Source organism: Clostridium sp. MCC328, from assembly GCF_018785465.1.
In the GTDB taxonomy this organism is placed as follows: Bacteria; Bacillota; Clostridia; order Lachnospirales; family Lachnospiraceae; genus Pilosibacter; species Pilosibacter fragilis.
Window position 1 is genome coordinate 1 of record NZ_WQPW01000037.1, and the last position, 26900, is coordinate 26900.

Genomic DNA, 26900 nt, shown 5'->3' on the forward strand with positions numbered 1-26900 from the left:
ATGGCGGAATAGCTCAGTTGGCTAGAGCACACGGTTCATACCCGTGGTGTCGAGAGTTCAAATCTCCCTTCCGCTACTATGGCGGAATAGCTCAGTTGGCTAGAGCACACGGTTCATACCCGTGGTGTCGAGAGTTCAAATCTCCCTTCCGCTACGATTGAAAATCCCGGGAATCTGAGAAGACTCCCGGGACTTTTTCGATTATAATAATTTTTCTGAAATTTTCTGCTGTACCAAACAGAAAAGAACATCTGCAATGCTCCTGCAAACATATGAAAGGCTCTGTTGGTGTCTGGATTTTCACTTAAAAGATTCCCGGTAATACTGTCGCAAGATAATATCCGACCCAGAATGATGCTGAATTCGCGATAAACGAATAGAGAACGAAGTCACCGTTTTCCTTTTTGGGGGACACTCTCTTCAAAAACCTGCAATACAGACCTGCCTCCAGCGCAAAGACTATGACCTCGAAAAAGACATAGCTTGTGATAAAGGCCAACGGACCGGCATTGTAATGAATGATATTGAGAAGCAGATTTAAGAGAAGCTGCGTCGTGATATTTACAAGCGCAAGGATCTGCAGCTGCTTTTTCTGCCGGAAGCCGAATAACAGCCCGACGACCATTTCAATTGCGATCGTAAGAAGGATACGGACCGCGAGCGATAAAAGCTCCATTCGATAATTATAGGAACGATACGCGTTGATCCGCTCGTTTGTGCTCAGGTCCTCATTGTATTCCACGGATCCGATCCGGACGCCCTCCATGTCAACGGTGTAATAAGTATCAAATGCATAACGCTCATAGCTTCCGCTTGATACAAAGGTCCCGGTTTCCGGATAATACAGGAGGATCTTAAAATCCTCCGGTGGATAATAGGTCCAGGCGATCACACCGGTTTCGCTTACCGTCCAGCCCCTCTGAAGGAAATAATATCCGTCAGGATCCTTGTAATCTACAAAAGCTTTCCAGATGTTCCGGTCAAGATCATAGAGCTGCTCATTTCTGGCGGTGCCGTCCCAGACTTGTGCAGGTCCTGTACATTTCTCCTTTGAAAGCAGCGTGCCATAGCACAGATCATCGCTCATATTTTTGAACTGGATGCGCACCGAGGGCTTTGGACCCATATCAGCTTTCGCGGTGATCGGAAGTGCTGTGACTGCAAAGATCATGCAGAACAGCAGCATGAAAAGCCCGACATACATTCTTTTTTTCATACCAGGAACCTCCTTTCAGAGCTTGGATTCATAAAAATCAATTATCTTTGCCCTTTGTATCTGCTTTTATTATAATTGATCCCAATATTGTCTGACAAGAAAGAGATGTTTACTATTTTCTTACGTTTTGGCGCGGATGTGCCCGGTACACGGGTAGGGATTTTGCTGATTTGGAATGCGAAGCATCGGCAAAATCAGCTGCTGTCTGCGCATGGCATGAACAGGAATGTATCGCAGTGCACTTGCATGAAGTTTAGAAAAAATTTAGCCTTTTTTTAGCGGTTATGTGATATACTATAATCTATATCGTATGCCATATGGCACTGACATGGTCAGAATGCATATGGCTGCACGGAAAATTCTGAACATATAAGATTCGGAGGACGTTATGTATCAGTTTATCGTAAATCCCGGTGCCGGTGCCGGAAGAGGATACCGGATCTGGAAACGACTGGAACATCAGCTGGAAATGAACAGTCAGGAATACCGTGTCTTTTTTACGGAACATCAGGGGGATGCGGCGGAGATCGCGAGAGTGCTGACGGCGGAAAAGGATGAAGCGAAGGTGATCGTGATCGTCGGCGGCGAAGGTACCTACAATGAGGTCTTAAACGGTGTCTCCTTTAGGGGACTCCTGACCTTCGGCTATGTCCCGGCGGGATTCCGGAATGCACTCTCGAAGGGATTCCAGTCTTTCTGGAAGGTGGACCGTCAGGCGAGGCGGATCCTTCACCCGAAATATTACCGGATGCTGGACTATGGCGTTATCACGTTCGGAAACGAGGAGATCGTGAGCCGCAGATTTGCCGGACGCTGTGGGATCGGACTCGACGCGGCACTGTGCCACAATCTCTTATGCTGCCCTGTGAGAAACCAGATGACGAGGCTTCATCTGACAAAAATCCTTCGTTTTGGGATCGGATTAAAGCAACTTTTTCTTGCAAAGCCGACAAAAGGATATATTTTGCTTGACGGGACGCAGAAAGTGGAGTTTAATCATATATATTTCATCACGTTTATGGTACGCCGGGAAGAGAAGAAAAAGAAGAACGGCGGGATTTTAAATGATGACGGAAAACTGACCGTTTACGTTGGAAACAGTGCGAGAAAGACGAAGATGATCCCGATCTTAAGAGACCTTGTGATGGGTGTCCGGAGAAAAGAGCGGGGGATCCGTGTCTTTGAGTGCAGCGAGGCGGAGATCCACCTTGCGCGCCCGTTGGCGGTCCACGTGGACGGTGAGAGCTGTATGTGTCAGGAGAATCTGGCGGTGCGCTGCATCCCGAAACGGATGCGCGTGATCGGCTCATAAGAAATATAGGAGGAGATTCTATGAGAATCGGACAGGGATATGATGTGCATCGTCTCGTAGAAGGAAGAAAGCTGATTATTGGAGGCGTGGACATTCCCTATGAAAAAGGACTTTTGGGTCATTCTGACGCGGATGTCCTTCTTCATGCTGTGATGGACGCACTTTTGGGGGCCGCCGCCCTCGGCGATATCGGCCAGCACTTCCCGGATTCGGACGAGAGATATAAAGGAATTTCCAGCATCGCGCTTTTAAAGGAAGTCGGGAAGATCCTGCAGGAAAACGGATATATGATCGAAAATATCGATTCCACCGTGATCGCCCAGAGGCCGAAGCTTTTGCCGTACCGCCCGCAGATGGCGGAAAATATCGCGGCGGCGTTAGGGATCGAAAAAGAACAGGTAAGTGTGAAAGCGACGACGGAAGAAGGGCTTGGATTTACCGGTACCGGAGAGGGGATCTCCGCTCAGGCGATCGCCCTTTTAAGTTCGGTGGCGGATTACGCGCCGGAGGACCGCGTTGGAATCATTTCCAGCGGATGCGGGGGCTGTCCGGGCTGTAGACAGCAGCAATAAATGAATGCGGAAGTAAGCGCCTGTTTACTTTGATGATAGTAAAAGTGCATTGCGCAAAGCTGCATAGCAGAAAAATTCGGACAGAAAGATATATGAAGGAGCTTAAGTTATGAAGATCTACAATACACTCACAAAGAGAAAAGAAGAGTTCGTTCCGGTGGAGCCGGGAAAAGTAAAAATGTATGTGTGCGGACCGACCGTATACAACTTTATCCATATCGGAAACGCGAGACCGATGATCGTATTTGATACGGTAAGACGGTACTTTGAATATAAAGGATACGATGTAAATTATGTATCCAACTTCACGGATGTCGATGATAAGATCATCAAAAAAGCCATCGAGGAGGGTGTTGATGCAGAGACGATCTCCAAGCGCTACATTGCCGAGTGCAAAAAGGATATGGAGGGCATGAATATCGAGCCGGCAACAAAGAACCCGCTGGCGACAGAAGAGATCTGCGGCATGCTGAATATGATCAGCACCCTGATCGAAAAAGGTTACGCCTATGTGGCTGCTGACGGAACAGTTTATTACAGCGTCCGGAAATTTAAAGATTACGGAAAGCTTTCTCATAAGAATCTTGACGATCTCCAGTCCGGATTCCGTGAGATCAAGGTAACCGGTGAGGAGGGCAAGCAGGACCCGAATGACTTTGTTCTCTGGAAACCGAAAAAAGAGGGTGAGCCGTACTGGGAGTCCCCGTGGTGCGAGGGCCGTCCGGGCTGGCACATCGAGTGTTCCGTTATGGCAAAGAGATACCTCGGCGACGAGATCGATATTCATGCAGGCGGTGAGGACTTAATTTTCCCGCATCATGAGAACGAGATCGCCCAGAGTGAGGCTGCAAACGGAAAGCCCTTCGCGAAATACTGGATGCACAACGCATTCTTAAATATCGATAATAAGAAGATGTCAAAATCGCTCGGAAACTTCTTTACGGTCCGTGAGATCAGCGAAAAATACGATCTTCAGGTGCTCCGTTTCTTTATGCTGAGCGCACATTACAGAAGTCCGTTAAACTTCAGCGCGGACTTAATGGAAGCCTCCAAGAACGGTCTTGAGAGAATCCTCACCGGTATGGAAAAGCTCCGTGAGGCGGAGGCGAAGGCAGCCGACGGCACAATGACAGAGGAAGAGCTGGAAAACAAGAAGAAGGCAATGGAGCTTGTCGCAAAGTATGAGGCGGCGATGGATGATGATTTCAACACCGCGGACGCGATCTCTGCGATCTTCGAGCTCATCAAACTCTCCAACTCCACAGTCTCCGGGGCAAGCACAAAGGAGTATGTTTCCTGGATGAAGAATGAGATCCAGAGACTCTGCGACGTAATGGGGATCATTACAGAAAAGAAGGCGGAAGTCCTTGACTCTGAGGTGGAGGACCTGATCGCCCAGAGACAGGCAGCGAGAAAGGCAAAGAACTTTGCCCTTGCCGATGAGATCAGAGGAAAACTTCTCGACATGGGAATCGTCCTCGAGGACACAAGAGAGGGCGTAAAATGGAAGAGAGCTTAATGCTTTTAAAGGAAAAATTCCACTTAAAGGATACGGATGCAGTCCAGTACTCTCCGCTTGTGCTCGCCTATCTCGGTGACGCGGTTTACGAGATCCTGATCCGTACCATCGTGGTCAGTGAGGGAAATATGCAGGTGAATAAGCTTCACAAGAAGTCTTCAGCTCTTGTGAAGGCTGCAGCCCAGGCGGAATTCCTGATGGCCATCGAGGATGACCTCACCGAGGAGGAGCATGCGGTTTACAAACGGGGAAGAAACGCGAAGTCTTTCTCTATGGCCAAGAATGCAACAATGAAGGATTACCGGATGGCGACAGGCTTTGAGGCTCTGATGGGATATCTTTACCTGTCCGGAAGAACGGAACGCATGGTGGATCTTGTGGCTCTGGCGATGACAAAGACCGGAAAAGCTGACTCCGGCGATGCGGAAAAACAAAAAGAGGAGAACTCCGATGAGATATGAAGAACTGACGATTGAAGGGCGCAACGCTGTTTTGGAGGCGTTCCGCTCCGGAAAGACCATCGACCGGCTGTTTGTCCTTGACGGATGTCAGGACGGACCGGTGCGCACGATCGTGAGAGAGGCGAAAAAGCATGACACGATCGTAAACTTTGTTCCGAAGGAACGTCTGGATTCCATGTCCGAGACAGGACACCATCAGGGCGTGATGGCGTATGCCGCTGCTTACGAGTACGCGGAGGTGGAAGATATTTTGAAAATCGCGGAAGAGAAGGGCGAACCGCCGTTTTTGTTCCTGCTTGACGGAATTGAGGATCCGCATAACCTTGGAGCGATCATCCGTACCGCGAACCTTGCGGGCGCTCACGGAGTGATCATTCCGAAACGCCGCGCGGTGGGACTTACCGCGACGGTTGCGAGAACCTCCGCAGGCGCGTTGAACTATACACCGGTCGCGAAGGTCACCAATATGGCGGCGACCATCGAGGATTTAAAGAAACGCGGCATCTGGTTCGTCTGCGCCGATATGGGCGGAGAGAGTATGTACCGTTTAAATCTCACCGGACCGATCGGTCTTGTGATCGGAAATGAGGGGGAGGGCGTGAGCCGTCTCGTGAAAGAAAAATGCGATATGATCGCGTCGATCCCAATGAAGGGTGATATCGATTCCCTGAACGCGTCCGTTGCGACAGGTGTTCTCGCGTATGAGATCGTGAGACAGAGACTGGCGAAGGCGTAGAATTTAAAATTTTGATTATGAAAAAAGACCCGTGGAGAGGAGCTTCCCGGGTCTTTTTTGTGCGCGAAGGATTTCCTACAAGTACTCACCGCCTGAAAGAGGCGGGAGTCTTCTCAATTGTAATAAACAATTGCTCTGGCATGTCAGGGCGTCCTGTGCGTGTGTACATCACTGGCGTGTTCGTACCTTTTCGTACAACAGGAAATTCCCTGTCACACGAAAAAAGGCTTCCCGGATATCCCGGAAAGCCTCATGGTTTAAGCTGCCTAGCAGATTTGAACTGCCGACCTCCGCCTTACCAAGGCGACGCTCTACCAGCTGAGCCAAGGCAGCGAACACATTTGCTGTGTTTTTCGAACCTTCAATATAGTATCATGGATCAACAGGTTTGTCAACGATAAAAACAAAAAAATTTGAATAAATTTTTCATACAAAAAGATCAATTCCTCGGAAAGCTCATGGAGGTTCAAACACATGCAGGTAACACTTTCCGTTCTGCTTTCATATTTTGTAGTAAAAAAGATATTGAGGTGTTAATATGCCAGAAAATCCAACATCAATGCCGGAACCGTCGGGCGAGAATACGGCGGAGGTTGTAGCAGGGAAGAACGACGCAAATGTACCGGAGACACCGGCCGAGCCATTAGGAGGAGTTTTTGTTTATCCGGGAGACGATGATCTTGCGGGAATCCCTGTGCCGCCTATCGCTTCACCGGGCGGAAGACCTGTTTATCCCGGAGATGACGATCTCGCTGGAATCCCGACGACACCGGTCGCGCCGTCTGGTGGTCGCCCTGTCTATCCCGACAATACCATCGGGCACCCGGGCTTTCCGACGATTTCTTTTCCAGTCACATACCCGACGGTCTCAGGAGGGAATTACTACAGCAGAGTCCGGTTTTTAAATGCCAGCACATCAGGCCGTACGCTGGATGTCTATATCGATGGCCGGAATATCTTTTCCGGTTCCGAATTTGCCACGATCTCTTCTTATATCCGCGTGACGGACGGATTCCACACTGTCACTGTGCGCAGGACCAACGGTCAGATCTATTATCAGCAGACGATTGCCTTTGTGTCCGGTGAGAGACTCACGATGGTGATCTTAGACACGGTATCCGGAGTGTCCCTGACCCGTGTCTCTGACATGGGCTGCACGAACGTTCCGGCAGGTTACGGCTGCCTCCGCGTCGCGAACATGTCCTACGCGGGATCCAGCTACGATGTGCGGACTTTCAACAACCAGACAGCATTTGCGGGGGTCGGATACAAGGAAGTGACGAGCTATAAACAGACATCCAGCGGAACCTATACCTTCTTTGTGACAGGTTCCCAGTATGCAGTTTCGGCCTTAGGCGAGCTTCCGGTCCTTGTCCTTTCTTCCATCGTCGGCGTTTCCTGTCCGACCTGCACCGTGTCGAATCCGCTGCTCACCTTCAACGTCAACGTCCGCGCTGGAAGAGCCTACACCTGCTATATTATCGGAAATCCGTGGTCCGGTCTCTTCCGGGCGTATGTCCTCGAGGACTGAAGCATGTTGCGGCAGGATTGCATTATTTGTAAAAATCGTCTATAATCTGCGTAACAGATAAAAGGAATGTGCCTGACGCATTCCGGCACCGGGAGCAGCCGTGGATAGAATGAGCAGACGGACAGGGGCGGGAAATGCCAGTCTGCTTTTCTTTCCGGATGCTGCCGGAAAGAAAATACAGATACGGGAAAAAGGAGTATTATGAAGAAAAATTACGAAATGGACATGTGCAGCGGCCCGATCCTTGGAAAACTGCTCACATTTACGATTCCGCTGATCTTTTCCGGAATCCTGCAGCTTCTGTTCAACGCTGCGGATGTGATCGTTGTGGGACGTTTCGCGGGTAGCCAGTCTCTGGCGGCGGTGGGTTCCACCACGGCTCTTATTAACCTGATGATCAATATCTTTATCGGACTGTCCGTGGGTGTCAATGTTATCGTGGCAAGATATTACGGAGCAAAGCGGGAAAAAGACGTGCAGGATACGATCCATACGGCCATGGCGCTCAGTATCGTCAGCGGCCTTTTCCTGATCGTCATGGGCCAGCTACTCTCACGACCAATGCTGGAACTCATGGGAACCCCGGACGATGTGATCGATAAATCTACGATCTATATGCGGATCATCTTTATCGGCATGCCTGCGAATATGATCTACAACTTCGGAAGCGCGATCCTCCGCGCGGTGGGAGACACGAAACGCCCGCTGTATTTCCTTACGGCGGCGGGCGTGATCAATGTGGTCTTAAACCTCTTTTTTGTGATCATGTTCCAGATGGATGTGGCGGGAGTTGCTCTGGCGACCGCGATCTCTCAGGCGATTTCGGCGTGTCTGGTGATCCTTTGCCTGATGGAGAGTGAGGGCAGTCTGAAGCTTCATTTAAAAGCTCTGAAGATCCACCGCTCAAAATTCCGCCAGATCATTCAGGTAGGCCTTCCGGCGGGGATGCAGGGCGCAGTATTCTCTATTTCCAATGTTCTGATCCAGTCCTCTGTCAATTCCTTCGGTTCTGTCGCGATGGCGGGAAATACGACATCCCAGAATATTGAGGGATTCATCTATAACGCCATGAATGCGGTTTATCAGGCAAACTTAAGCTTCACGAGCCAGAACTTCGGCGGCAAAAAGTATTCGAGGATCAACCGGATTATGGTTACCTGTCTCGGCGTTGTGACGGCAGTGGCACTTGGAATGGGAATCCCAGCTTATCTTTGCGGACATGCCCTGATCAGGATCTATTCCTCAGACCCGGAGGTCATGGTATACGGAATGAGAAGACTTGCGGTTTTTGGAACGACATATTTCCTCTGCGGGATCATGGATACGATGGTGGGCAGCATCCGCGGCCTCGGATACTCCGTCATGCCGATGTGCGTCTCTCTTCTGGGAGCGTGCGGGCTCCGGATCGTCTGGATCTTTACAGTGTTTCAGGTATACCATAACCTGACGGTGTTATACTTGTCCTATCCGTTTACCTGGATCGTCACGGCGACGGCCCATATGATCTGCTTCTATATTGTAAGGAGAAAATTCCCGAAGGAAGACGCGTGATAAACAGCACCGGAAGAATCCAACGAATGCAGATCTGACCAGAAAGGAAACGACAGAATTGAAACGATACAAAAAATACATCACCCCGTATCTCAGTGCCTTCGTGATCGGTCCGCTGATGATGCTCACCGAGGTGGCGGGAGAGGTCATGCTCCCGAAATTTATGTCCATGATCATCAACAACGGCGTTGCGGACCGGAATCTCGCCTATATCGGAAAGATGGGGGCCCTGATGGTACTGACCGTCCTCTTTATGGCGGTGGGCGGGATCCTCGGCGCTTATTTTTCCGCAAAGGCGTCCATCTCCTTTACCAGTGACATGAGAAACGACCTCTTCAGAAAGGTTCAGCAGTTCTCCTTTGAGAACATCGACGGCTACAGCACCGGTTCTCTCGTCACGAGGCTCACGAACGATGTCCAGCAGGTTCAGAACGTCCTGATGATGGGTCTACGCATGGCGCTTAGGGCGCCCGGAATGTTTCTCGGCGCCCTGATCATGGCGTTTATGATGAACCGTCAGCTTGCGGTCATCATCCTCATCGTGATCCCGCTTCTTCTCGCGGCGATCATTCTGATCTTAAAGACTGCATTCCCGCGTTTTGGGGAGATGCAGAGGAGACTGGACCGTTTGAATTCCGGGATTCAGGAATCCCTGACGAATGTCCGCGTGGTCAAATCCTTTGTCCGGGAGGCTCATGAGATCGAAAAATTCAGCAGACTGAACCGCGACTTAAAGGAGAGCAGTCTCCGGGCGCTCCGGATCGTGATCACTACGATGCCGGTGATGATGTTCGCCATGAACGTGACGACACTGGCTGTCGTCTGGTACGGCGGAAATATCATCATTGCCGGAAAGATGCCGGTGGGTGATCTCACTGCGTTTACAACGTATATCGTGCAGATCTTGATGTCCCTCATGATGCTTTCCATGGTATTCTTACAGAGCTCCCGCGCCAGCGCGTCCATGAAGCGGATCAATGAGATCTTCGACACGGAGATCAACTTAAATGATGACAACGCGAAAAATAAGGATAAAAAAGTCACGGAAGGCCGCGTGGAGTTTAAGAATGTAAGCTTTGGCTACAGCGGAGAGAACGGGAGAAAGGATCTCGTTCTGGAAGGGATCTCCTTTACGGCAGAACCGGGACAGACGATCGGGATCATCGGCTCCACGGGAAGCGGAAAGACCTCTCTCGTGCAGCTGATTCCGAGACTCTATGACGTGACCGGAGGCGAAGTACTTGTCGACGGCGTGAACGTCAAAGAGTACTCTTTAAAACACCTGCGTGAGGGCGTCGGCATGGTCCTCCAGAAAAATATCCTCTTTTCGGGAACGATCGAGGAAAATCTTCGATGGGGAAATGAGGACGCGCCGATGGAGGATGTGATCCGGTTCTCGGAGAGCGCCCAGGCAGATCCCTTCGTTAAGAACTTCAAAAACGGATATGATACCGAGATGGGACAGGGCGGTGTCAACGTCTCAGGAGGTCAGAAGCAGCGTCTCTGTATTGCGAGAGCACTTTTAAAGCGCCCGAAGATCCTGATCCTGGATGACTCCACCAGTGCTGTTGACACGGCGACGGAGGCGAAGATCCGGGAGAGTCTCTATCATGATCTCAAGGATACCACAAAGATCATCATCGCCCAGAGGATCTCCTCCGTTCAGGAGGCGGACCAGATTCTGGTACTGGAGGACGGAAAGATCATCGGTCATGGAACCCACGAGGAACTTTTAAAGACCTGTGAGACATACAGTGAGATCTATACGACCCAGATCGGAAATCAGTCCATTGGGGCAGGAGAGGAGGCGGCAGTATGAGCGTCACGAGAGCAGACCGCGAAGCGAGTCTGAAAAAACGATATGCCGGACGCGTGGCAGCCGCACCGAAAAGGAGAGGAATGGGAAGAGGACCGGGACCGGGTGCTCCCAGAGGCGGAGGACGCCCAAAAAGCACAGGAGCGGCCTTAAAGCGCCTGATGTCCTATCTGGAAGCGGACAGGCTCCGGATGGGGATCGCATTTTTCTGCGTCATTGTAAACACGGTGGCGACACTGACCGGTTCCTATCTGCTGCGCCCGATCATCAACCGCTTTATCGCACCGCCGGACGGAAGTCCCGGAAATGTGGCGGGACTTTTTAAAGGACTGACCATAATGGCGTGCGTCTATCTTCTGGGAGTTATCGCAAATTATCTCCAGTCAAGACTGATGTTAGAGGTTGCCCAGAGCGCCCTTGTGCGGATCCGGACAGACCTCTTTACAAAGATGCAGAAGCTTCCGGTGAGATTTTATGATACAAATTCCAACGGGGATCTGATGAGCCGCTTCACAAACGACGTGGACACCATCGGAAATATGCTGAGCAGTACTCTTGTGCAGCTCTTTTCCGGAACCTTAAGCATCATCGGGACCCTGTTCCTCATGCTCTACACGAACATCTGGCTGACAGTCGTGACCCTGATCATGATCCCGCTCATGCTGCGGGCCGGCGGAGAGGTCGCAAAGCGGAGTCAGAAATACTTCAGCGCCCAGCAGTCGGCTCTCGGTGCTTTAAACGGATACATCGAGGAAACCATCACCGGACAGAAGGTAGTAAAAGTCTTCTGCCATGAGGAGATCGCGGAGGAAGAATTTGATATATTAAACAGGGATCTCCGCGAAAAACAGATCCGCGCCCAATTTCTTGGGGGCATGATGGGACCTGTGATGAACAACTTAAGTCAGGTAAACTATTCCCTGACGGCGTGCATCGGCGGGATCCTCTGCGTGGTGAAAAACTTCGATGTCGGCGGGCTCACGGTATTCCTGAATTTTTCAAGACAGTTCTCGAGACCGATCAACGAGATCTCCATGCAGGTTTCCAACGTGTTCTCAGCCCTCGCCGGAGCGGAGCGCGTGTTCTCCGTAATGGATGAGGAGCCGGAGACGGCGGATGATAAGGATGCAGTGTCCATGGACGGTATGAGCGGGGAAGTGGTATTAGATCATGTGACCTTCGGTTACAACCCGGATAAGATCATCTTAAAGGATATCAGCCTTTACGCAAAGCCGGGACAGAAGATCGCCTTCGTGGGTTCCACGGGAGCCGGGAAGACGACGATCACGAACCTCATCAACCGCTTCTACGATATCCAGAGCGGGACCATCACCATCGACGGCGTTGATATCTGCCATATTAAGCGGGACGAGCTGCGCCGCCACATCGCCATGGTGCTTCAGGATACCCACCTGTTTACGGGGACGGTCATGGAGAATATCCGCTACGGAAGGCTTGATGCCACCGATGAAGAGGTCATTCAGGCGGCGAAGATGGCATCTGCCCATTCCTTTATCATGCGGCTTCCCAAGGGCTATGACACGGTTCTGGAGAGCGACGGCGCGAACTTGAGCCAGGGCCAGAGACAGCTTCTTAATATCGCGAGAGCGGCGGTATCCAGGGCACCGATCCTGATCCTCGATGAAGCGACGAGCTCCGTCGATACGAGAACGGAAAAGCATATCGAGCAGGGCATGGATGCGCTGATGGCAGAGCGGACCACTTTCGTGATCGCCCACCGTCTTTCCACAGTGCGGAACGCCAACGCCATCATGGTTCTGGAGAACGGAGAGATCATTGAGCGCGGTGATCATGAAGACCTCCTGAAAGAAAAAGGACGTTATTACCAGTTATATACGGGAATAGCGGAGCTGAGTTAGGTCGATCGCAGAAGAAAAAACGGGCAGATGAAGAAATCTGCCCGTTTTTTATGTAACAGGAAATTCCGGGGGATTTCCTGTTACATAAAAAGTCACTGCGTATCGATCATACGCACCCAGACAGGCTTTTTCAAATTTTGTAGCAATTCCATAAGAGACAGCAGAAAAGAGCGGGAGTTAGTTGGTAAAAACTTCATTTTTTAAAGAAATCAGATGTCTGTTTTTGTTCTTTTTTTGATACAAACGCCGAAAACGGCCATTTCCGTTAAAAAGTTAACCGATTTCTAATTGTAGAAAAATTCCAAATATGCTATACTACGAGGTGATGGGTACTATGAAATTTTATAGAAAGAAGGTTTGTTAAATGGGTCTGAGCACATTTATAGGCGGCGTTCATCCTTATGAGGGAAAAGAACTGTCCGCAGATAAGCCGATTCAGGTGATCCAGCCGAAGGGTGAGCTGGTTTATCCTCTCTCCCAGCATATCGGTGCTCCGGCGAAACCACTTGTTGCCAAGGGTGACAAGGTTCTGGTTGGCCAGAAGATCGCTGAAGCAGGCGGCTTCATTTCCGCAAATGTTATCTGTTCCGTATCCGGTACAGTAAAGGGAATCGAACCGCGTCTGGTTGCGAACGGAGCAATCGTACAGTCCATTATCGTTGAGAACGATAACGAGTACACAGCAATCGAAGGTTTTGGCGAAAAACGCGATTACACAAAACTTTCCAAGGAAGAGATCCGGAATATCGTAAAAGAAGCCGGTATCGTAGGTCTCGGCGGCGCAGGTTTCCCGACCAACGTAAAACTTGCACCGAAGGATGACAACGCGATCGATCACATTATCGTAAACGCGGCTGAGTGTGAGCCGTATCTGACAAGTGACTATCGCCTGATGATGGAGCAGCCGGAGAGACTGATCGGCGGCATCAAAGTCATGTTAAGCATGTTCCCGAACGCGAAAGGCGTGATCGGAATCGAGGAGAACAAGCCGGAGGCGATCAAGCTTCTGGAAGGTCTCGTAAAAGACGAGCCCAAGATCACGGTATGTCCGTTAAAGACAAAGTATCCGCAGGGCGGCGAGCGTTTCCTGATCTATGCGGTTACAGGCGGACGCGAGATCAACTCCACGATGCTTCCGGCGGATGCAGGATGTATCGTAGATAACGTAGACACTGTTATTTCTATTTATAACGCTGTCTGCGAGAGCACACCGTTAATTCGTAAGATCATCACGGTTACCGGTGATGCGGTTAAAAACCCGCAGAACTTCCAGGTTCCGCTTGGCATGTGCTACCGCGAGATCCTTGAAGCTGCAGGCGGCTTTAAGGAAGAGCCGGAGAAGATGATCTCCGGTGGTCCTATGATGGGACAGGCATTATTCTCTCTGGACATTCCGGTTATGAAGAACTCCTCTGCCCTGACCTGCTTCACAAAAGATCCGGTTGCAGCAAATCCGGAATCTCCGTGTATCCGTTGTGGACGCTGTATCGAGGTATGTCCAGGTCATGTTGTTCCGCAGATGATGATGGCGGCAGCAGAAAGAAATGATCTTGCCCTGTTCGAAAAATTAAATGGTATGGAGTGCTGCGAATGCGGCTCCTGTACTTTCATCTGCCCTGCCCACAGACCGCTGACACAGGCATTCAAAGAGATGCGTAAAGCTGTCATGGCAGCCAGAAGAAAGAAAGCGTAGGAGGTGTGACAAATGAGTAAATTATTAAACGTATCATCATCCCCTCACGTACGCTGCGGTGTTTCCACAAAGAACTTAATGTACGATGTGGCGATCGCAATGCTTCCGGCTACGATCTGGGGCGTGATGCAGTTCGGTATCTATTCCCTTATCGTTGTTGTTGCAACGGTTCTTTCCTGTGTACTCAGTGAGTACCTTTTTGAGACACTGATGCACAAGCCGGTTACCATCAGTGACGGCAGTGCCCTTGTCACAGGTATGATCTTAGGCTTAAATATGCCGCCGGCAATTCCGTTATGGATGCCGATCCTTGGCGGTGTATTCGCAATCATCGTCGTAAAACAGCTTTACGGCGGACTTGGTCAGAACTGGATGAACCCGGCTCTGGCAGCGAGATGCTTTATGCTGATCTCCTTTGCACAGGCTATGACAAAGTTCACAGACCCGGTAACAGACGCAGTTGCGAGCGCAACTCCTCTTGCGGCGATCAAAGCCGGTGATACATATGATCTTGCAGCTATGTTCATTGGTAAGATTCCGGGAACCATCGGTGAGGTTTCCGTAATTGCCCTTTTAATCGGTGCAGCTTACCTGCTCGTTAAGAAAGTAATTACGATCCGCATCCCGGCAGCATACATCCTTTCCTTCGCAGTATTCGCATTTATCTTCGGCCAGCACAATATTAACTACGTGCTCGCAGAGGTTTGCGGCGGCGGACTGATCTTCGGTGCATTCTTCATGGCTACCGACTATGTAACAAGCCCGATCACTGCAAAAGGACAGATCGTATTCGGTATCTGCCTTGGTATTTTAACAGGACTGTTCCGTATCTTCGGAAGCGGTGCAGAGGGCGTTTCCTACGCAATTATCTTCTGCAACATGCTTGTTCCGTTGATTGAGAAGGTAACTCTCCCGACAGCATTCGGAAAAGGGGGTAAGAAAAATGGCAGCAAGTAAGTCTGGATTTATGAAAGATGCCCTGATCCTTTTTGCGATCACCCTGGTTTCCGGTTTATGTCTCGGTGTTGTCTATGATGTGACAAAAGCTCCGATCGAGGCGGCTACCATCGCAGCCAACAACGCAACTTATAAACAGGTCCTTCCGGAGGCAGAGAGCTTCGATGATGTGGAAGGTTCCACAGAAAAGATCGCTGAGACAGCTGATGAGATCGCAAACCTCGGCTTCGGCGGCGTTGCGATCGAGTCCGTTCTCGAGGCAAAGGACGCAAGCGGTGAAGTAGTAGGACATGTGATCAACTCCCTGTCCAACGACTCCTACGGCGGAGCTGTCAAGCTCTCCATCGGCTTTGATGCAGACGGCACTATCACAGGTGTTGGTATCCGTGAGACAAGTGATACTCCTGGTCTTGGCTTAAAGGCAAAAGATGATGACTACAGAAATCAGTACGTTGGCAAGAACTGCGAGAGCTTAAGCGTAACAAAATCCGGTTCTGCGTCTGACACTGAGATCAATGCCATCAGTGGTGCCACCATCACATCAAACGCTACAACAAACGCAGTCAATGCAGCTTTATACTACCTGCATAACTGCTTAAACTAGGAGGTGGGCATTCATGAATAAATGCGTAGAACGTTTATATAACGGTATTATCAAGGAAAACCCAACCTTCATCCTGATGTTAGGTATGTGTCCGACTCTTGCGACGACAACATCCGCCATCAACGGTCTCGGCATGGGACTTTCCACAACAGCCGTACTGATGTTTTCCAACCTGCTGATCTCCGCACTGCGTAAGATCATTCCGGACAGAGTCCGTATTCCGGCATTCATCGTAGTCGTAGCCAGCCTGGTTACAGTCGTACAGCTCTTAATGCAGGGCTACGTTCCGTCCCTGTATGCATCCCTGGGTATTTATATCCCGCTTATCGTTGTTAACTGTATCATCCTTGGCCGTGCAGAGGCATATGCCTGCAAGAACGGTCCGGTTGAATCTTTCTTCGATGGTCTTGGTATGGGACTTGGATTCTCCCTTTCCCTTACCGTCATCGGTATGTGCCGTGAGTTCTTCGGTGCAGGTGCGATCTTCGGACACACCATCATTCCGGAAGCTTACCACATTTCCATCATCATCCTTGCACCGGGTGCTCTGTTCACTCTGGCTATGCTTTCCGCGATCCAGAACAAGCTCCGTCTTCCATGCGCGACCAACGGTGACGCACCGAAGTCTGACCTTGTATGCGGCGGTAACTGTGCAAGCTGTGCAGGCTGTGTCAGCATGACAAACCATGCTGCTCTTGCTGAGAAGAAGGCAGAGGAAGCAGCAGCCGCAGCGGCAGCAAAGAAGGCAGCAGCAGAGAAGGCTCTCGCAGCTAAGAAGGCAGCTGAGGCTGCAAAAGCGGCAGAGGCAGCTAAGACTGAAGCAGCAGACGCCGGCAAAGAAAATTAAGGAGGAAATGGAGAAATGAAAGAACTTTTATTGATCGCCATCGGTTCTGCCCTGGTGAATAACGTTGTTTTAAGCCAGTTCCTCGGTCTTTGCCCGTTCCTTGGTGTATCCAAGAAAACAGAGACAGCAGCTGGTATGGGCGCTGCAGTCGTATTCGTTATTACGATCGCATCTGCCTGCACAAGCCTTGTTTATGATTTCGTTCTCGTAAAGCTCCATATCGAGTATTTACAGACGATCGTATTTATCCTTGTAATCGCGGCTCTGGTTCAGTTCGTTGAGATGTTCTTAAAGAAGAACATGGTAAGCCTTTATGAGGCACTCGGCGTATACCTTCCGTTAATTACAACAAACTGTGCGGTTCTCGGTGTTGCGCTGACAAACGTACAGAAGGCCTACAACTTCATTCAGAGTGTCGTAAACGGTATCGGTATTTCCGTTGGATTCCTGATCGCCATCGTCCTGCTTGCAGGTATCCGTGAGAAGATCGAGCACAATGATGTGCCGCACGCTTTTCAGGGATCCCCGATCGTCCTGATCACAGCAAGCTTAATGTCGATCGCTCTCTTCGGATTTTCCGGAATGATTTAAGGAGGAACGAGAGATGAACATGACAGGCATTATCATCGCTGCTGCGGTTGTCGGTATCGTCGGTATCGTCATCGGCGTACTCCTTGGAATCGCCAGCGAGAAGTTTAAAGTAGAAGTAGACGAGAAGGAAATTCTGGTTCGTGCAGAGCTTCCGGGCAACAACTGCGGCGGCTGCGGTTACGCAGGCTGTGACGCTCTTGCAAAAGCAATTGCAGAGGGCAAGGCAAAGGTTGACCAGTGTCCGGTCGGCGGCGCTCCGGTAGGAGAAAAGATCGCTGCGATCATGGGCGTTGAGGCTGGTTCCGCTGAGAAGAAGGTTGCATTTGTAAAATGTAAAGGTACCTGCGATAAGGCAACCGTGAAATACAACTATTATGGTATTGACGACTGTCACAAGATCGCAGATGCAGTTCCGGGCGGCGGCTCCAAGGGCTGTAACTACGGATGTCTCGGTTCCGGAAGCTGTGTAAAGGCATGTCAGTTTGACGCGATCCATGTTGTAAACGGTGTTGCCGTTGTCGACAAGGAGAAGTGTGTTGCCTGTGGTAAGTGTGCGGAGGCTTGTCCGCGTCACCTGATCGAGCTTGTTCCGTACAAGGCAAACCACCTCGTACAGTGCAGCTCCCACGACAAAGGACCGGCTGTCAAGAAGGTCTGCGAGGCAGGCTGTATCGGATGTACACTCTGCACAAAGCAGTGTGAGTTCGATGCGATCCATATGGATAACAACGTTGCTGTGATCGATTACACAAAGTGTACCGGCTGCGGCAAGTGCGCGGCGAAGTGCCCGGCCCATGTTATTATCTGATTGGATAACAACTTGTAGAAAAAAGAAAGACCCGCGGAAGGCAGAAATGCTTTCTGGCGGGTCTTTTTTGTGTAATAGGAGATTACAAGGAATTTCCTATTACACAAAAGGCACTAACGTGAGAATGATACATACTCGCGCGAAGATGCAGATTGTCGCAAGCGACCGCGCGAGGCACGAGAATACGCCAAGGTGCATTCTTTATTATTTTCACTAAAGAGATTTGGATGATTAGAACAGTTGGGAGAAGATTAGTTGAAAAAAGATCCCAGAGAAGTTCCTGTATAGAACTCCCTGGGATCATATTCTTGTTTGTTCCAGATTTAAATAAGATTGACCTGAGTCAAATCAGAATGTATTGCCTACTGGATCGTCGTGCCGCCTTTACCTGCTAAAGCACTCTTTGCACCGTCAAGGGAAGTGATGATCGCGCGTCGTCCTTTTCCTGCGTTGATGAAGTCGATGGAGCTTTCAACCTTCGGCAGCATGGAACCTGTCTTAAAGTGGCCTTCCCCGGCATAGCGGGCTGCGTCAGCCGTTGTCATCTTATCGATGTTGATCGGATGGTCACTGCCGTAGTTCAATACGACATTCGGAACACCTGTGATGAACATCAGGACATCAGCGTCAAGCTCCTTCGCGAGAAGTCCGGCTGCGCGGTCTTTCTCGATCACAGCGCTGGCACCCTTTAAGTGGGAGCCCTGTTCCATAACCGGGATTCCGCCGCCGCCTGCAGCGATCACCGGCTGGTCAGCATCCGCGAGAGCGCGGATCGCGTCGATCTCAACGATTGCGACCGGCTTCGGAGCCGCAACGATACGGCGGTAGCCGTCGCCTTCCTTCACAACGAAGTTACCCTTTGCCTCTTCCTCTTTTGCCTCCTCGGCGTTCATCACACGTCCAACCACCTTCATCGGAGTGTAGGAGGACTCATCGTACGGGTCAACTGTAACCTGTGTTAAGATCGTAGATACAGCTTTGTAAATGCCGCGTTTGATAAGCTCGGAGCGGAGAGCGTTCTGGAGATCGTAGCCGATATATCCCTGGCTCATTGCGGAGCAGACGGACATCGGAGCCGGAGTGTAACCTTCATGATTTTTCGCAAATTCATTTAACGCGGTGTGGATCATGCCGAGCTGCGGAGTGTTTCCGTGGGTGATCACAACCTGCCAGCCGTCCTGAATAAAATCAGCGATGGCTTTCGCTGTTTTTGTAACGGCTGTCTTCTGCTCCGGAAGGTTCGTTCCGAGAGCGTCATGTCCAAGTGCTAAAACAAGTCTTTTCTTTGCCATATCGAATCCCTCATTTCTATTTCATACCGATATCGTTGGGGCAGATCTGCTTAAGTGGGAGCCGCGGATAAGTTTTCTCCGCGGATCGGTAGAAAGCGGCCTGCTTTTATGTATTTTCAGATATTTTACCATATTTTAAGTGATTATGGAAGAAAAAACTCAAAGTTTTGTGATGGGACTTAGATGGAAATTTGTTACTGTACACAGACGGGAATTTTCCGCACAGAAAATTTTGCATGGTCCTGGGTAGCAGAAGCTGGTCAGAAGCTTAGGGGATGAAAGAGAATCGAAAGAAATAATTTTTTGCATTTTCAGATAATTTATGCTAAAATAAGAACAACTGAGTCGAAAATCGCTGCCGTCCGTGTCCTACACAGCCGGTAACGAAAAATTCCCTATCAGGGGGAACGTAAGGAGGAAACAATTTTGAAGCTGTTATCGATAGCAATTCCGTGCTACAATTCAGCGGCGTATATGGAAAATTGTATCAAGTCTCTGCTTCCGGGCGGAAATGAGGTGGAGATCCTGATCGTGGACGACGGTTCCACAAAAGACAATACGGCCGAGATCGCTGACCGCTACGAGAAAGAATATCCGGGGATCTGCAAAGCGATCCATCAGGAGAACGGCGGACATGGCGCTGCGGTAAACGCGGGATTAAAGGCCGCTACCGGGATCTATTTTAAGGTCGTGGACAGTGATGACTGGGTCAATGAGCAGGCATACAGACAGGTGCTTGACACCCTGCGCCGCTTCGTCTATGGAAAAGATACCCTCGATATGCTGATCACAAACTTTGTCTATGAGAAACAGGGCGCAAGACACAAGAAGGTCATGAGCTACAAGCTGGCACTTCCGAAAGATGAGCTCTTTAGCTGGAACGATGTGAAGGTATTCGTAGCAGGACAGTATATCCTGATGCACTCCGTGATCTACCGCACCGAGCTCTTAAGGGACTGTAAGCTGGAACTCCCGGAGCACACGTTCTATGTGGACAATATCTTTGTCTACGAGCCACTCCCGCATGTACATACGATGTACTATCTTAATGTGAACTTCTACCGCTATTTTATCGGCCGCTCGGACCAGTCTGTCAACGAACAGGTCATGATCGGAAGGATCGATCAGCAGATCCGTGTGACGAGGCTGATGCTTGGCTACTACGATGTGACAAAGATCCAGAACCGGAAGCTCCGCCACTATATGGTCCGCTATCTGGAGATCATGATGGTCATCTGCTCGATCCTTGCGATCAAGTCCGGCAGTGAGGAGAATATGGAAAAGAAAAAAGCGTTGTGGGAAGAGTTAAAGAAATCCAATCCGGCGCTCTACCTGCGCCTCCGCTGGGGCTTCTTGGGACAGGGCATGAACCTTCCGGGAAAAGGCGGAAGATCCCTCTCCATCGCGGGATATAAGATCGCGCAGAAGTTCTTCGGATTTAACTAAGTGCCGGGAGATCGAGATCAATGAAAAATGGTACTATTTCAACCCGATCCCGGACGGAAGCTGGGATGGAAAGCGCAGGTAGTTTCCGGCTTGGTAAGAGGGAAATAGCGGGAAAACGGATACGGGTGAATGGATGATAGTAAACGAGCGTGCCTATGTAAAATAAGCACGCTCGTATCAGTTTACTTTCCAAGAACAATTTTCACGATCAGCACCGTCACCACGCAGATCATCACCGGCCGGATGATCTTCGCGCCGTTTTTGATGGCGAAGCCGGCACCGATATAGTTTCCGAGAACGTTGCTTACGGCACATGGGATCGCGATCATGTAGAACACATTTCCGGAAAGGATATAGGAGAGAAGCGCTGTGTAGTTGGAAACGATCAACGTGAGCTTCGCGTTTCCGGAGGCCGTGCGGACATCGTATTTTAAAAGAAACGTGAAGAGCAGCATGGCGATCGTACCGCCGCCCGGCCCGTAGAGACTGTCGTAAAGACCGATGGTCATTCCGATGAAAAGGGCGCGGAGCACATTCGGTAGGATCAGCGGCTTTTTCGTATCGGTATAGTTCCAGGCGTTCTTCATAAAGATCACGAGGACCGCGGTGAGTGGAAGCAGTACCATTAACATCGAGCGGATCTGTTCCTCTTTGAGGTAAAAGATGATTCTGGTTCCGAGCATGGAGCAGAGGAACGAGGTCACTGCGCTGATCAGCGTGATCTTAAGGTCGAGACAGCCGTTTTTAAAGTATTTCCATGCCGCAACGGTGCTTCCGAAGGCGCACTGGAACTTGTTGCAGCCGTAAACATAGTAGATCGGCATTCCGCACATCATATAAGCCGGAAGCGCGATCAGGCCGCCTCCTCCGGCGATAGAGTCGATAAATCCCGCAATGAAGAGGAGCGGGCAGAGCCAGATCAGATTATGGATGTATTCCATGGATATCCCCCTTGTATTTTGGCGGCGGGCAGAAAAAATGCCGCAATACCGCTTTTTCTGATAAAATTCAGGCAGAGACCTGTCCTTCCATACTAAATAAGAACCCCCAAAAAGTCAACTGGTTTTCTGCAGAATCGACCATGCATATGAACCATGCATGACTGCAGGATCGAGCTGTGCATGACACCTTGACAGAACCGGGATTCTATGGTAAATTTATTGAGTTAAAATGCGTCGAAGAGGAACAGTAAGAGAGAAGACGGGGTACAGAGAACTGCCGGGCGGTGCGAGGCAGAGTCCAGAAGCTTTCCGAACTCGCCTCGGAGCAGCATGCTGAAAGAGCGGGCAGGGCAGCGGGAAAATGAAACGCTGTCTGCGGATATCCTCAGATAGGCATTGCCGGTTTCCGCCGTTATCGGAAAATGAGTGCATACGGGTGAAAGCCCTGTATGAAATAGAGTGGTACCGCGTGAGAATCTAAGTCCCCCACGTCTCTATAAAATTATGATAGAGATAGAGGGACTTTTTTGTTGCCCGACAGCCGGAAAAGCGGTCAGGCAATCGAACAGGACCGGGCAGTTCCCGGATTCTGGTAAATGCAGCGGCGGCGGTCGAAATCCGCGGAGCGTATTTTTGTACCGCCTTCAACGATATGAAATGGAGGAGAAAAGCGTCATGGCACAGTACAACCACACCGCCATTGAGAGCAAGTGGCGTGAGAACTGGGAAAAGAATCCGATCAATGTCAATGATGGAAAGAAAGAAAAATATTACTGCCTGGATATGTTCCCGTATCCGTCCGGCAGCGGACTTCATGTAGGTCACTGGAGAGGTTATGTAATCTCCGATGTATGGAGCCGTTATCAGTTATTAAAGGGAAAATATGTGATCCACCCGATGGGCTGGGACGCGTTTGGTCTTCCGGCTGAGAACTACGCGATCAAGATGGGCGTTCATCCGGCAATCTCCACAGCGTCAAATATCAAAAATATCAAACGCCAGATCAACCAGATCGCAGCGCTCTATGACTGGGATATGGAAGTAAACACGACAGATCCGTCCTTCTACAAATGGACCCAGTGGATCTTCGTACAGATGTTCAAAAAAGGTCTTGCATACGAGAAGGAATTCCCGATCAACTGGTGCCCGTCCTGTAAGACAGGCCTTGCGAACGAGGAAGTTGTAAACGGCTGCTGCGAGCGCTGCGGTACACCGGTTACAAAGAAGAACCTCCGCCAGTGGATGTTGAAGATCACAGCGTACGCAGACCGTCTCTTAGATGACCTCAACAAGCTCGACTGGCCGGAGAAGGTTAAAAAGATGCAGACAGACTGGATCGGCAAATCCTACGGTGCAGAGGTTGAGTTCCCGGTAAAGGGACGCGACGAGAAGATCACCGTCTACACGACAAGACCGGATACGCTCCACGGCGCGACATTTATGGTTCTCTCCCCGGAGCACAAGCTTGCGAAAGAGCTGGCGACAGACGAAACAAGAGAAGCAGTAGAGAAGTACATCTTCGACGCTTCCATGAAGTCCAACGTAGACCGTCTCCAGGGCAAGGAAAAGACAGGCGTATTCACAGGCTCCTACGCCATCAACCCGTTAAACGGCAAAGAGGTTCCGATCTGGCTCTCCGACTATGTACTTGCTGACTACGGTACCGGTGCCATCATGTGCGTACCGGCCCATGATGACCGTGACTTCGAGTTCGCAAAGAAATTCGGTCTCCCGATCATCCAGGTTATCGCTCAGGATGGCAAAGAGATCGAGAATATGACAGAAGCTTACACAGACGCGAAGGGAACCATGATCAACTCCGGCGAGTGGAACGGCATGGAATCCTCCGTATTAAAGAAAGAAGCTCCGCACATCATCGAGAAGATGGGTATCGGTAAAAAGACTGTCAACTACAAGCTCCGTGACTGGGTATTCTCCCGTCAGCGTTACTGGGGCGAGCCGATCCCGATCGTTCACTGCCCGAAGTGCGGCAATGTTCCGGTTCCGGAAGATGAACTTCCGTTAAAACTTCCGGAGGTTGAGAGCTATCAGCCGACCGGTACCGGTGAGTCCCCGCTTGCGGCGATCGACTCCTGGGTAAACACCACCTGCCCGTGCTGTGGCGCTCCGGCAAAACGTGAGACAAACACAATGCCTCAGTGGGCTGGTTCCTCCTGGTACTTCTTACGTTATGTCGATAACAAGAACGATCAGGAACTCGTATCCAAAGAGAAAGCAGACAAGTACCTTCCGGTAGATATGTATATCGGCGGTGTTGAGCATGCCGTTCTTCACCTCCTGTACTCCAGATTCTACACGAAGTTCTTATATGATATCGGAGTGATTGACTTTGATGAGCCGTTCAAGAAGCTGTTCAATCAGGGCATGATCACCGGTAAGAACGGTATCAAGATGAGTAAGTCCAAAGGAAATGTCGTTTCCCCGGATGATCTCGTAAGAGATTACGGTTGTGATGCGTTAAGAATGTACGAGCTCTTCGTTGGACCGCCGGAGCTCGACGCCGAGTGGGATGACAGAGGAATCGAGGGCGTATCCAGATTCTTAAACCGTTTCTACAACCTTGTTATGGACAGCAAGGACAAAGATATCAAGGAGACAAAGGAGATGGTGAAACTCCGCCACAAACTTGTCTACGATATCGAGACACGTTTCAACCAGTTCAGCTTGAATACGGTCGTATCCGGATTCATGGAGTACTGCAATAAGCTGACAGATGTTGCGAAGAAAGAGGGCGGAATCGATAAGGAGACCTTAAAGACCTTCGTGATCTTACTGGCTCCGTTTACTCCGCACCTTGGCGAGGAGCTCTGGAGAGAGCTTGGAGGCACAGACAGCGTATTCCACGCAACCTGGCCGGAGTGCGATGAGGAAGCGATGAAGGACGATGAGATCGAGGTTGCCGTACAGGTAAACGGTAAGGTAAAAGCGGTCATCATGGTTCCGGCTGACATCGCAAAAGAGGATGCGATCGCTGCAGGTAAAGCTGCGGTAGAAGGAAAGATCACCGGAAACATCGTGAAGGAGATCTATGTTCCGAAGAAGATCGTAAATCTTGTTGTAAAATAAAAAGTAATGATTCAGCAGGTCTGCGCATCTGCTGCGTTGATTGCAGTAAAGCATAAGCTTGAATGCAGTGAACAGTTACGATAAATAAGAGCAGCAGTTCAGACATGTGATAGAGACTGGGACCTGCTGTAGCAAATTGAGGCATTGAAAGTCGCTTCTTAAGCAGAAACGGCTTTCAGTGCCTTTTTTGCTTCTACGAGTCAATAAAGACATATGTTCCTTGCACGTGTACATAATGTCGAAAAATAGGAAGTAAAATATACAAAATCACCAAAACAATCGTGAAATAACGAATTTAATTGACAATAAGTAACAAATGGTGATATTCTTATTTCATAAATTTTGAGAAGGACAGTGTAAATGAGATACCTGTCTGAAAATAAGAGGGAGGATATGCGAATGAAAAAACGAACAGCAGCGAGGTCGATGGCGGCACTTATGGGGGCAGCAATGGTGCTCACAGCCTGTGGAGGTGGAAACACTACAGCTCCTACGACAGGTGCTTCTTCCGGCGGAGAGACTCAGACAGCTTCTGAGAGTGCAGAAAGCGGGAAGATCACAAAAACAGATATCGTTGTCGGTCAGGCGTCGGATATTGTTACGCTTGATCCTGCGGGACAACAGGATACGACTTCGGGTGTGCTGATGAAACATGCGTACAGTACGCTTTTAGACGTTGATAATGAAGGAAAGGTGGTTCCGGATCTGGCAGAAAGCTATGAGATGAAGAGCGACACGGAGTATGTGTTTAAACTCCGCGAGGATGCCTGCTTCTGGGACGGCACTCCAGTGACAGCTCAGGATGTTAAATTTTCTCTGGATCGCGCGAAGGGAATGCCGAAGACAAAGTCGAATACCTCAAAGATCGAGGAGGTTACCGTAAATGGGGATCATGAGGTAACGATTAAACTGACAGAGCCGTATGCAGCATTTAAAACAATCGTAACACAGCACAACCTGAGTATCCTTTCAGAGAAAGCCGTGACGGAAGCGGGAGATTCATATGGTGATGTGGATAATCTTCTCGGATCAGGGCCATTTAAAGTAACAGAGTGGGTGCCAAACGATCATTATACTCTTGTAAGAAACGATAATTATTGGGGGGAGATGCCGATCGCAACCTCTATTACCTGTCGTGTGATCCCGGAGGGAAGTGCCCGCACGATCGCTCTTGAAGCAGGAGAGATTGATGTTGTCTGGAGCGTAGATCCGACAGACTGCGCAAATGTAGAGTCAAATCCTGACGTAAAACTTCTTTCGCAGCCGTCAACAGGTATTGACTACGTGGGAATGAACACCCAGAAAGAAAAGTTTTCTGATAAGAGAGTCCGTCAGGCTATCAACTACGCCCTTGATAAGCAGACCTTCGTTGACACGATCATTGAAGGACGCGGTCTTGTAGCAAACAGCTATATCAATGCAGCAATCCCGGGATGGACCGATGAAGTGGAAGCTTATCCGTATGATCCGGAAAAAGCGAAAGAATTGTTGGCGGAAGCCGGATATCCGGATGGATTTGAATGCTCGATTTTTGTAAATGGCGATCTCCGTACCCGTTCTGCACAGATTCTTCAGGCTCAGCTTGCGGATGTAGGAATCAAGGTTGACATTTCCACATATGAGTGGGGTGCCCTTCTTGATACTTTAAATGCAGGCGAACACGAAATGTTTCTTCTTGGCTGGTCCAACACGAGCTTTGATCCGGACGGAAGTACCTATCAGTTATTCTATTCTGGAAATCATGGTGCAACCGGAAACCGCGCATTCTTCTCAAATGACAAGGTTGATGAACTGATCCTTTCTGCACAGCGGGAGAGCGAAGAGTCAAAACGTATGGAACTTTACAAAGAGCTCCAGTTTGTACTTCATGAAGAATCTCCGTGGTGTCCGTTATACTACAAAGAGAATAACGTTGGTGTGCGCTCAGACTTAAAGGGATTTACTCTTCATGCAGGCGCACAGCATTATCTTGGTAACTGCCATTACGAAGAATAGATACAGCGAAATCAGGAGCATTCAAATCGTTTAATAAATTTCTGA

At 49.9% G+C, this 26900-nt stretch carries 21 protein-coding genes, 3 tRNA genes and 1 other annotated feature; of the genes, 20 read left to right on the top strand and 4 right to left on the bottom strand.

Annotated features, from left to right (window positions below; all coding sequences use genetic code 11):
- The first annotated feature begins 2 nt into the window (after nucleotides 1–2).
- Both GPK83_RS06655 and GPK83_RS06660 read left to right on the top strand, forming a co-directional pair.
- Nucleotides 3–76 (top strand) — tRNA-Met (locus tag GPK83_RS06655).
- A 4-nt stretch (nucleotides 77–80) separates the two neighbouring features.
- Nucleotides 81–154 (top strand) — tRNA-Met (locus tag GPK83_RS06660).
- 150 nt (nucleotides 155–304) lie between these two features.
- On the opposite strand, the gene GPK83_RS06665 is transcribed toward GPK83_RS06660, so the two are convergent.
- Entirely contained in the window at nucleotides 305–1216 is a 912-nt protein-coding gene (locus tag GPK83_RS06665) for a hypothetical protein (RefSeq protein ID WP_215704335.1), read from the bottom strand.
- Nucleotides 1217–1604: 388 nt separating this feature from the next.
- Here GPK83_RS06665 and GPK83_RS06670 point away from each other — a divergent pair, with 388 nt between their 5' ends.
- From GPK83_RS06670 to rlmB, 5 genes are all read left to right on the top strand, one after another.
- Nucleotides 1605–2528, top strand: coding sequence for a diacylglycerol kinase family protein (locus tag GPK83_RS06670; RefSeq protein ID WP_215704336.1), 924 nt, complete (start codon nucleotides 1605–1607; stop codon nucleotides 2526–2528).
- 20 nt (nucleotides 2529–2548) lie between these two features.
- The gene (gene ispF / locus GPK83_RS06675) at nucleotides 2549–3100 is read left to right on the top strand and encodes a 2-C-methyl-D-erythritol 2,4-cyclodiphosphate synthase (protein ID WP_015554670.1); all 552 of its coding nucleotides are present in this window, start codon (nucleotides 2549–2551) and stop codon (nucleotides 3098–3100) included.
- 109 nt (nucleotides 3101–3209) lie between these two features.
- Nucleotides 3210–4619 (top strand): cysteine--tRNA ligase, encoded by a 1410-nt coding sequence (gene cysS / locus GPK83_RS06680; protein WP_015554669.1) that lies wholly within the window; start codon nucleotides 3210–3212, stop codon nucleotides 4617–4619.
- The gene (locus tag GPK83_RS06685) at nucleotides 4604–5080 is read left to right on the top strand and encodes a ribonuclease III domain-containing protein (protein ID WP_215704337.1); all 477 of its coding nucleotides are present in this window, start codon (nucleotides 4604–4606) and stop codon (nucleotides 5078–5080) included. Before cysS ends, GPK83_RS06685 begins: the two co-directional genes overlap by 16 nt.
- Nucleotides 5070–5816: a 23S rRNA (guanosine(2251)-2'-O)-methyltransferase RlmB gene (rlmB, locus tag GPK83_RS06690; RefSeq protein ID WP_015554667.1), complete on the top strand. Its 747-nt coding sequence runs from the start codon at nucleotides 5070–5072 to the stop codon at nucleotides 5814–5816. The genes GPK83_RS06685 and rlmB overlap by 11 nt, the downstream gene beginning before the upstream one ends.
- A gap of 260 nt (nucleotides 5817–6076) precedes the next feature.
- On the opposite strand, the gene GPK83_RS06695 is transcribed toward rlmB, so the two are convergent.
- Nucleotides 6077–6149, bottom strand: a tRNA-Thr gene (locus tag GPK83_RS06695).
- A gap of 226 nt (nucleotides 6150–6375) precedes the next feature.
- On the opposite strand from GPK83_RS06695, the gene GPK83_RS06700 reads away from it, so the two are divergent.
- The 10 genes from GPK83_RS06700 to GPK83_RS06745 all read left to right on the top strand — a co-directional run bounded on the left by GPK83_RS06700 (nucleotide 6376) and on the right by GPK83_RS06745 (nucleotide 18094).
- Nucleotides 6376–7347, top strand: a complete 972-nt coding sequence (locus GPK83_RS06700) for a DUF4397 domain-containing protein (RefSeq protein WP_015554666.1) — start codon at nucleotides 6376–6378, stop codon at nucleotides 7345–7347.
- A 201-nt stretch (nucleotides 7348–7548) separates the two neighbouring features.
- On the top strand, nucleotides 7549–8898 hold the full coding sequence (locus GPK83_RS06705; RefSeq protein WP_215704338.1) for an MATE family efflux transporter: 1350 nt from the start codon (nucleotides 7549–7551) through the stop codon (nucleotides 8896–8898).
- A 58-nt stretch (nucleotides 8899–8956) separates the two neighbouring features.
- A complete protein-coding gene (locus tag GPK83_RS06710) occupies nucleotides 8957–10717 on the top strand; it encodes an ABC transporter ATP-binding protein (protein ID WP_215704339.1) in 1761 nt (586 codons plus the stop codon).
- On the top strand, nucleotides 10714–12594 hold the full coding sequence (locus GPK83_RS06715) for an ABC transporter ATP-binding protein (protein WP_215704340.1): 1881 nt from the start codon (nucleotides 10714–10716) through the stop codon (nucleotides 12592–12594). The genes GPK83_RS06710 and GPK83_RS06715 overlap by 4 nt, the downstream gene beginning before the upstream one ends.
- Nucleotides 12595–12958: 364 nt before the next feature.
- On the top strand, nucleotides 12959–14287 hold the full coding sequence (rsxC, locus tag GPK83_RS06720; RefSeq protein ID WP_215704341.1) for an electron transport complex subunit RsxC: 1329 nt from the start codon (nucleotides 12959–12961) through the stop codon (nucleotides 14285–14287).
- 12 nt (nucleotides 14288–14299) lie between these two features.
- Complete coding sequence (locus GPK83_RS06725; protein WP_015554661.1) at nucleotides 14300–15244, top strand: RnfABCDGE type electron transport complex subunit D; 945 nt, start codon at nucleotides 14300–14302, stop codon at nucleotides 15242–15244.
- Nucleotides 15231–15848, top strand: coding sequence for an RnfABCDGE type electron transport complex subunit G (locus GPK83_RS06730; RefSeq protein ID WP_015554660.1), 618 nt, complete (start codon nucleotides 15231–15233; stop codon nucleotides 15846–15848). Before GPK83_RS06725 ends, GPK83_RS06730 begins: the two co-directional genes overlap by 14 nt.
- 13 nt (nucleotides 15849–15861) lie before the next feature.
- Nucleotides 15862–16695, top strand: coding sequence for an electron transport complex subunit E (locus GPK83_RS06735; RefSeq protein WP_117484144.1), 834 nt, complete (start codon nucleotides 15862–15864; stop codon nucleotides 16693–16695).
- Nucleotides 16696–16710: 15 nt separating this feature from the next.
- Nucleotides 16711–17286: an electron transport complex subunit RsxA gene (gene rsxA, locus GPK83_RS06740; RefSeq protein ID WP_015554658.1), complete on the top strand. Its 576-nt coding sequence runs from the start codon at nucleotides 16711–16713 to the stop codon at nucleotides 17284–17286.
- 13 nt (nucleotides 17287–17299) lie between these two features.
- Nucleotides 17300–18094, top strand: a complete 795-nt coding sequence (locus tag GPK83_RS06745; RefSeq protein WP_117484145.1) for an RnfABCDGE type electron transport complex subunit B — start codon at nucleotides 17300–17302, stop codon at nucleotides 18092–18094.
- 362 nt (nucleotides 18095–18456) lie between these two features.
- Here GPK83_RS06745 and arcC read toward each other — a convergent pair whose 3' ends face one another.
- Entirely contained in the window at nucleotides 18457–19386 is a 930-nt protein-coding gene (gene arcC / locus GPK83_RS06750; protein WP_117513410.1) for a carbamate kinase, read from the bottom strand.
- Between the two features lie 426 nt (nucleotides 19387–19812).
- On the opposite strand from arcC, the gene GPK83_RS06755 reads away from it, so the two are divergent.
- Nucleotides 19813–20832: a glycosyltransferase family 2 protein gene (locus GPK83_RS06755; RefSeq protein ID WP_117513412.1), complete on the top strand. Its 1020-nt coding sequence runs from the start codon at nucleotides 19813–19815 to the stop codon at nucleotides 20830–20832.
- Between the two features lie 182 nt (nucleotides 20833–21014).
- On the opposite strand, the gene GPK83_RS06760 is transcribed toward GPK83_RS06755, so the two are convergent.
- Nucleotides 21015–21773, bottom strand: coding sequence for a sulfite exporter TauE/SafE family protein (locus tag GPK83_RS06760; RefSeq protein WP_015554655.1), 759 nt, complete (start codon nucleotides 21771–21773; stop codon nucleotides 21015–21017).
- A 225-nt stretch (nucleotides 21774–21998) separates the two neighbouring features.
- Nucleotides 21999–22272, top strand: a binding site (T-box leader).
- Nucleotides 22273–22448: 176 nt separating this feature from the next.
- On the opposite strand from GPK83_RS06760, the gene leuS reads away from it, so the two are divergent.
- Complete coding sequence (gene leuS / locus GPK83_RS06765) at nucleotides 22449–24860, top strand: leucine--tRNA ligase (RefSeq protein WP_215704342.1); 2412 nt, start codon at nucleotides 22449–22451, stop codon at nucleotides 24858–24860.
- A gap of 399 nt (nucleotides 24861–25259) precedes the next feature.
- Complete coding sequence (locus GPK83_RS06770; protein WP_215704343.1) at nucleotides 25260–26855, top strand: ABC transporter substrate-binding protein; 1596 nt, start codon at nucleotides 25260–25262, stop codon at nucleotides 26853–26855.
- Nucleotides 26856–26900 lie beyond the last annotated feature (45 nt).

Excerpts from the sequence above, each read along its gene's own strand:
- rsxA (WP_015554658.1), top strand. The coding sequence starts at position 16,711 with ATGAAAGAACTTTTATTGATCGCCATCGGTTCTGCCCTGGTGAATAAC.
- GPK83_RS06745 (WP_117484145.1), top strand. The coding sequence starts at position 17,300 with ATGAACATGACAGGCATTATCATCGCTGCTGCGGTTGTCGGTATCGTC.
- GPK83_RS06685 (WP_215704337.1), top strand. The coding sequence starts at position 4,604 with ATGGAAGAGAGCTTAATGCTTTTAAAGGAAAAATTCCACTTAAAGGAT.
- GPK83_RS06725 (WP_015554661.1), top strand. The coding sequence starts at position 14,300 with ATGAGTAAATTATTAAACGTATCATCATCCCCTCACGTACGCTGCGGT.
- ispF (WP_015554670.1), top strand. The coding sequence starts at position 2,549 with ATGAGAATCGGACAGGGATATGATGTGCATCGTCTCGTAGAAGGAAGA.
- leuS (WP_215704342.1), top strand. The coding sequence starts at position 22,449 with ATGGCACAGTACAACCACACCGCCATTGAGAGCAAGTGGCGTGAGAAC.
- GPK83_RS06700 (WP_015554666.1), top strand. The coding sequence starts at position 6,376 with ATGCCGGAACCGTCGGGCGAGAATACGGCGGAGGTTGTAGCAGGGAAG.
- arcC (WP_117513410.1), bottom strand. The coding sequence starts at position 19,386 with ATGGCAAAGAAAAGACTTGTTTTAGCACTTGGACATGACGCTCTCGGA.
- GPK83_RS06715 (WP_215704340.1), top strand. The coding sequence starts at position 10,714 with ATGAGCGTCACGAGAGCAGACCGCGAAGCGAGTCTGAAAAAACGATAT.
- GPK83_RS06665 (WP_215704335.1), bottom strand. The coding sequence starts at position 1,216 with ATGAAAAAAAGAATGTATGTCGGGCTTTTCATGCTGCTGTTCTGCATG.
- rsxC (WP_215704341.1), top strand. The coding sequence starts at position 12,959 with ATGGGTCTGAGCACATTTATAGGCGGCGTTCATCCTTATGAGGGAAAA.
- GPK83_RS06730 (WP_015554660.1), top strand. The coding sequence starts at position 15,231 with ATGGCAGCAAGTAAGTCTGGATTTATGAAAGATGCCCTGATCCTTTTT.
- GPK83_RS06770 (WP_215704343.1), top strand. The coding sequence starts at position 25,260 with ATGAAAAAACGAACAGCAGCGAGGTCGATGGCGGCACTTATGGGGGCA.
- GPK83_RS06735 (WP_117484144.1), top strand. The coding sequence starts at position 15,862 with ATGAATAAATGCGTAGAACGTTTATATAACGGTATTATCAAGGAAAAC.
- cysS (WP_015554669.1), top strand. The coding sequence starts at position 3,210 with ATGAAGATCTACAATACACTCACAAAGAGAAAAGAAGAGTTCGTTCCG.
- GPK83_RS06705 (WP_215704338.1), top strand. The coding sequence starts at position 7,549 with ATGAAGAAAAATTACGAAATGGACATGTGCAGCGGCCCGATCCTTGGA.
- rlmB (WP_015554667.1), top strand. The coding sequence starts at position 5,070 with ATGAGATATGAAGAACTGACGATTGAAGGGCGCAACGCTGTTTTGGAG.
- GPK83_RS06670 (WP_215704336.1), top strand. The coding sequence starts at position 1,605 with ATGTATCAGTTTATCGTAAATCCCGGTGCCGGTGCCGGAAGAGGATAC.
- GPK83_RS06760 (WP_015554655.1), bottom strand. The coding sequence starts at position 21,773 with ATGGAATACATCCATAATCTGATCTGGCTCTGCCCGCTCCTCTTCATT.